Below are 2988 nucleotides of genomic sequence, written 5' to 3'. Positions count from 1 at the left end.
GCGGCGGGCGGGTGCCGTACGCCCTGCTCCTGCCGGCCCTGCTGGGCCTGGCCTTCCTCGTCCTGCCGCTGGTCGGACTGCTGGTGCGCGCGCCGTGGAGCGCGCTGCCCGAGCAGCTCTCCAGCCCCGAGGTGTGGCAGGCGCTCAGGCTCTCGCTGATCTGCGCAACGGCGGCCACGGGGGTGTCGCTGGTGCTCGGAGTGCCGCTGGCCTGGCTGCTCGCCCGCACCGAGCTGCCCGGCCGGCGGCTGGTGCGGGCCCTGGTCACCCTGCCGCTGGTGCTGCCTCCGGTGGTCGGCGGCGTCGCCCTGCTGCTCGTCCTCGGCCGCAACGGCATCGTCGGCCGCTGGCTGGACTCGGCCTTCGGCATCACCCTGCCGTTCACCACACCCGGCGTGGTGCTCGCCGAGGCCTTCGTCGCCATGCCGTTCCTGGTGATCAGCGTGGAGGGCGCGCTGCGCGCCGCCGACCCGCGCTACGAGGAGGCCGCGGCCACCCTCGGCGCCTCCCGGCTCACCGCCTTCCGCCGGGTCACCCTGCCGCTGATCGCCCCGGGCATCGGGGCCGGCGCGGTGCTCGCCTGGGCGCGGGCGCTCGGCGAGTTCGGCGCCACGATCACCTTCGCCGGCAACTTCCCTGGCCGCACCCAGACCATGCCGCTCGCCGTCTACCTGGCGATGGAGTCCGAGCCGGAGGCGGCGATCGCGCTCAGCCTCGTCCTGCTCGCGGTGTCGATCGCCGTCCTCGCGGGCCTGCGGGAACGCTGGATGTCGACGCCGTGACCCACCCCCGGAGCCCAGGACCCTCTCGCTCGGATCTCGCCGGGCGCGCGACGCCGAACATCTCCCCCGGCCCCGAGGGAGCCGGGAGGTGCCCCCACCCCGGACGCACCGGCGGATCGTCCACGTACGGTCCGGTACGAGGCCGCTCCGCCGGCACGCCCGGCCGGGCGCCCGCCACCGCACGCCGATCCGACGAGATCCGAACGAGAGGGCCGAGATGACCCCGCCCGCCCTGGACGCCCGGCTGCGGGTCGACCGTGCCGCGTTCTCGCTCGACCTCTCGCTCACGGCCGCCCCCGGCGAGGTGCTGGCCCTGCTCGGGCCGAACGGCGCCGGCAAGTCCACCGCGCTGCGCGCCCTCGCCGGGCTGCTGCCGCTCACCGACGGCCGCCTCGCCCTGGACGGCACGGTGCTGGAGGATCCGGCGGCCGGCCTGCACACCCCCGCCGAGGAGCGCCCGGTCGGCGTGGTCTTCCAGGACTACCTGCTCTTCCCGCACCTCGGCGCGCTCGACAACATCGCCTTCGGCCTGCGCTGCCGGGGCCTGCGCAAGGCCGCCGCCCGGGAGGCCGCCCGGCCCTGGCTGGAGCGGATGGGGCTGGCCGAGCACGCCGCCAGCCGCCCGCGCAGCCTCTCCGGCGGCCAGGCGCAGCGGGTGGCGCTGGCCCGGGCGCTCGCCGTCCGGCCGCGGCTGCTGCTGCTCGACGAGCCGCTCGCCGCCCTGGACGCCCGGACGCGGCTCGACGTCCGGGCGCAACTGCGGCGGCACCTCGCCGAGTTCGAGGCCGTCGCGGTGCTCGTCACGCACGACCCGCTGGACGCCATGGTGCTCGCCGACCGGCTGGTGGTGATCGAGGACGGCCGAGAGGTGCAGTCCGGCACGCCCGCGGACATCGCCCGGCACCCGCGCACCGACTACATCGCCCGCCTGGTCGGCCTCAACCTGTACCGGGGCACCGCCGACGGACGCACCGTCACCCTGCCGGACGGCACCGCCCTCGCCACCACCGAGCAGCTCACCGGCCAGGCGTTCGTGGCCTTCCCGCCGGACGCGGTGACCCTGCACCGCGGCCGCCCCGACTCCAGCGCCCGCAACGCCTGGCCGCTCACCGTCGCCGGCCTCGACCTGCACGGCGACCGGATCCGGGTCGACCTCACCGGCCCGCTCCCGCTCGCCGCCGACCTCACCCCCGGCGCCGCCGCCGAACTCGACCTGGCCCCCGGCCGCGAGGTCTGGGCCACCGTCAAGGCCGCCCAGACCCACGCCTACCCGGCCTGATGCCGGGACCGCCGCTCACGCCGGCGTGACGAAGCCGGACTCGTAGGCGGTGACGACGGCCTGGGTGCGGTCGCGGGCGCCGAGTTTGCCGAGGACGGCGCTGACATGGGTCTTGACGGTCTGGACGCCGAGCACCAGCTCGGCGGCGATCTCCGCGTTGGACAGGCCGCGGGCCATCAGCCGCAGCACCTCGGCCTCGCGGGCGGTCAGCGCCGCGCGGGCCAGGGCCGCGGCGGCCCCGGCGTCGTTCCGGCCGGCCGCGAGCCGGCGGACGGCAGCAGGGAAGAGCAGCGAATCTCCGGCCTCGGCCAGCCGGACGGCGTGCACGATCTCGGCCGGGCGGGCCCGCTTGAGCAGGAACCCGGCGGCGCCGGCCCGCAGCGCCTCGTACACGTAGTCGTCGTTCTCGAAGGTGGTGAGGACGAGGATCCGCGGCGGGGCGTCGGTGTCGCGGAGGATCGCGCGGGTCGCGGTGAGGCCGTCGACCTCGGGCATCCGGACGTCCATCAGCACCACGTGCGGCCGCAGCGAGCGGACCAGGCCGAGCGCTTCGGCGCCGTCCGACGCCTCCCCCACCACGCGCAGGTCGCCCTGGGCCTCCAGGACGGCCCGCAGCCCCGTCCGGACGAGTTCCTCGTCGTCCACCAGCAGGATGTCGATCATTCGGCCAACCGTATCGGCAGGCTGACGGACAGCACCCAGTCACCGTCCCTGCGGCCGGCCTCGGCCGCCCCGCCGAGCAGCACGGCCCGCTCCCGGACTCCGCGCAGTCCCCGGCCGCCGCGGCCGGTGCGGCCCTGCCGGTGTCCGCCGGCGGGCAGGGCGGTGGCGCAGTGCAGGTCGAGCCGGCCGGCGTCGACCGCGGCCCGGACCCGGATCGGCGTGCCGGGCGCGTGCTTGAGGGCGTTGGTGACGCCCTCCTGGACG

General features: G+C 76.8%; 3 protein-coding genes and 1 pseudogene. 2 read left to right on the top strand and 2 right to left on the bottom strand.

Annotated elements, in window-relative coordinates:
* Positions 1-782, top strand: a 782-nt coding sequence (locus tag ABZ641_RS31270; RefSeq protein WP_359987259.1) for an ABC transporter permease, incomplete at its 5' end; no start/stop codon positions are given.
* Positions 783-999: 217 nt separating this feature from the next.
* Positions 1000-2061, top strand: a complete 1062-nt coding sequence (locus ABZ641_RS31265; RefSeq protein ID WP_344623718.1) for an ABC transporter ATP-binding protein — start codon at positions 1000-1002, stop codon at positions 2059-2061.
* 15 nt (positions 2062-2076) lie between these two features.
* Here the strand turns inward: ABZ641_RS31265 and ABZ641_RS31260 are convergent, their stop codons facing one another.
* Positions 2077-2724 carry a response regulator transcription factor gene (locus ABZ641_RS31260; RefSeq protein ID WP_344623717.1) on the bottom strand — a complete coding sequence of 216 codons (648 nt, stop codon included), beginning with the start codon at positions 2722-2724 and terminating at the stop codon, positions 2077-2079.
* Positions 2721-2988: pseudogene (locus tag ABZ641_RS31255) on the bottom strand (two-component sensor histidine kinase); the annotation flags it as partial. The gene ABZ641_RS31260 and the pseudogene ABZ641_RS31255, both read right to left, overlap by 4 nt.

This window comes from Kitasatospora sp. NPDC007106 (genome assembly GCF_040634455.1).
GTDB classification, from domain to species: Bacteria; Actinomycetota; Actinomycetes; order Streptomycetales; family Streptomycetaceae; genus Kitasatospora; species Kitasatospora arboriphila.
This window is presented reverse-complemented; position numbering and strand designations above follow the sequence as displayed.

What these genes read in the sequence shown, in the direction of transcription:
- ABZ641_RS31265 (WP_344623718.1), top strand. Translation starts at nt 1,000, where the DNA reads ATGACCCCGCCCGCCCTGGACGCCCGGCTGCGGGTCGACCGTGCCGCG.
- ABZ641_RS31260 (WP_344623717.1), bottom strand. Translation starts at nt 2,724, where the DNA reads ATGATCGACATCCTGCTGGTGGACGACGAGGAACTCGTCCGGACGGGG.